The organism is Streptomyces sp., from assembly GCF_031178505.1.
In the GTDB taxonomy this organism is placed as follows: domain Bacteria; phylum Actinomycetota; class Actinomycetes; order Streptomycetales; family Streptomycetaceae; genus Streptomyces; species Streptomyces gulbargensis.
The window spans coordinates 1-2292 of record NZ_JAPSIW010000942.1 but is presented as its reverse complement, the minus strand read 5'-3'; the positions used below and the strand labels follow the sequence as shown (position 1 = coordinate 2292).

The window sequence follows — 2292 nt, the reverse complement described above, 5'->3', positions numbered from 1 at the left end:
GGTCGTCGTCGGCCACGCGCTGGGGGAATGCGAGACGGGCGAGCGCCTCGCGGAAGACGGGCACGTTCTCCGCGTCCATCCGGTACGCGATGTTCTGGTGCCAGCTCGGGTTGTCCGGGTCGGACACCGGGGTGATCGGCGCCGGGGTGCCCTCCGGCCACCACCCCGCCTTCACGCCTCGCGGGATCGCACGGGACAGGGCGACCGTCGGCCCGTTGAGCTTGCCGAGCACGGCGCGCAGTTGGTCGGCGTCGAGGTAGCCGTCGCCGTCCACGATGACCATTTCGGCGAACCGGCGGGCGCCGGCGGGGAGGGCGCGGAGGTAGCGTTCGGCGCGGTCGACGGTCCAGCCGGTCTGCACGGTGGCGACAGTCAGCTCCGTGCCCTCCTGCTGCGCGGCGAGCGCGAGCACCTTTTCGGCGAACTCCTCGCTCGCACCCTCAATGGTGATCTTCATGGGAACCTTCCGACGGATTCTTACCCGGTTCTCCCGGGTCTCCATCGGCAGTGTGCCCCTCCGGACGCTCCCCCGTCTAGACCGGGGAGAATCTGGCGAGAATTCTGCACTCGTTCGGGTGATGTGGTGGCACGGCGCGTCTCGCCTCGGATAATGTGCCATATCCGAGGCGATAAACCGGACGTGACGACAGGTCAGCGAACCGGTCCGCCGACCCGGAAGGAATCGCATGCCTGTTTGGCGCAGCGAAGCCGTGCCGACCGCCACCCTGCACCGGTGGCAGAGCAACGGTCAGAAGCAGCTCGCCGCCTTCCTCGCGCACGGCGCGAAGGCCGACCTCCCGTCGCTGATGTGGACGCTCGCTTCGAGCGGGGCCCTCACCGGCGAGGCCGACGGCCTCAGCTACACCCCGGAGGGCCAGCGCACCGCGTTCCCGCAGTGGCTGCGGGAACGCGGCTACACCCTCCCGGCGCCGTTCCGGGGGGAGGTCGCCGAGTGACGACCACCCAAGAGCACGGGACCGAGCTGGAGCCGGTGGAGGTGGTCGACGCCGAGCTGGTGGACGACGACGCCCCCGGCGCCGGCGAGGTCGCCGTGCCCGACCCGGTGGACGCTGTCCTCGCTGCGCTGGACGCGGACGCCCAGGAGCACCTGCACCGCATCCGGCCGAAGAAGACCAAGGACGGCTACGCGCGGGACTGGGAGATCTGGGGGGAGTTCCACGACTGGCTTGCCGAGCGGACCGGCACCCGCCTGCCGCTCAGCAAGGTCACCGTGGGCACCTTTGTGTCGTTCGTGACGTACCTGGACCAGGTGGTCGAGGCGCCGCCGAACACGATCGAGCGCCGGATCACGGGCGTCACCTCGGAGGCCCGCAGGCACGGCTACACGGTCCCCAAGGAGGCCACCGAGGCGGCCCGGCGGGCGCTGAAACCGCTCAGGCTGGACGAGAAGCGGATGAAGCGCGGCCGCGGCAAGGCGGCCGCCATCACCCCCGCCGACCTGCGGACGATGGCCAACGCCCCGCGCGAGCGTCAGCCGCAGCCGACGGCCCGACGTCGCGTCGTCTACCGGGTGCCGGAGCTGGCCCGGCTGCGGGACCAGGCGCTGAACTCCCTGAAGCTGGCCGTGGCCGGGCGCAACGAGGAGATGGCCCTGCTGGACGATGCGCACATCCAGGTCGTGGACGAGGGCCTGAAGGTGACGGTGCCCTCGGTGAAGGGCCGCCCGCCCCGGACCGATCCCGTCACCTACGGCGAGAACCGTGCCTCCTGCCCGGTGCGCTGCTGGCTCGCGTGGAAGGAGGCCAAGCTGGCTGCCGGTGCCGCCCCCGACGGCCCGGCGTTCCTGCCCGTCGACCAGTGGGGCCGCCTGGGCTCCGCACGGCTGTCGCCGGACGGAGTCGGCCGCGCGCTCGCGCGCTGCGCGAAGTACGCGGGCCTGACCGGACGCCGAATCACCGGCCACTCCGCCCGGCGTGGTCTGGTCACCACCGGCATCAAGAAGGGCAAGCGCATCGACAAGCTGCGCCGCCAGGGCGGCTGGTCTGCCAACAGCCCAGTCTTTTGGGAGTACGTGGACGAGGGCGAGATGTTCGAGGACGCCCCGACTGAGGGGATCGGCTTCTGACTGAGGCCCCCATTCACGGCGGCGGCCGGCGGGACTCCCGTCGGCCGCCGCCTTTTGGTCGGTAGCGGGCGGCCGAGCCCTGGTCCCCCGCGGTGCAACGAGAAGGGGCGGGCACCACCCCCGAGGGGACCGCCCCTTACCCGTGACCGCCCCCGGCTAACCCACGCGCCTCGGGCGAGGCCGTCGCCCCGAGAAGCCCCAGAGCA

The 2292-nt window shown here is 71.8% G+C and carries 3 protein-coding genes; 2 read left to right on the top strand and 1 reads right to left on the bottom strand.

What is annotated here, in order from left to right; translation table 11 throughout:
- Window positions 1-457 (bottom strand): hypothetical protein (locus tag RIF68_RS34820; protein WP_309055527.1); only part of this gene is annotated, 457 nt, incomplete at its 3' end.
- A 229-nt stretch (window positions 458-686) separates the two neighbouring features.
- Here RIF68_RS34820 and RIF68_RS34815 point away from each other — a divergent pair.
- Entirely contained in the window at window positions 687-956 is a 270-nt protein-coding gene (locus tag RIF68_RS34815) for a hypothetical protein (protein WP_309055524.1), read from the top strand.
- Window positions 953-2086, top strand: coding sequence for a hypothetical protein (locus RIF68_RS34810; protein WP_309055522.1), 1134 nt, complete (start codon window positions 953-955; stop codon window positions 2084-2086). The genes RIF68_RS34815 and RIF68_RS34810 overlap by 4 nt, the downstream gene beginning before the upstream one ends.
- The last annotated feature ends 206 nt before the right edge of the window (window positions 2087-2292 follow it).

Coding starts and splice junctions, on each gene's coding strand:
- RIF68_RS34815 (WP_309055524.1), top strand. CDS start 687: ATGCCTGTTTGGCGCAGCGAAGCCGTGCCGACCGCCACCCTGCACCGG.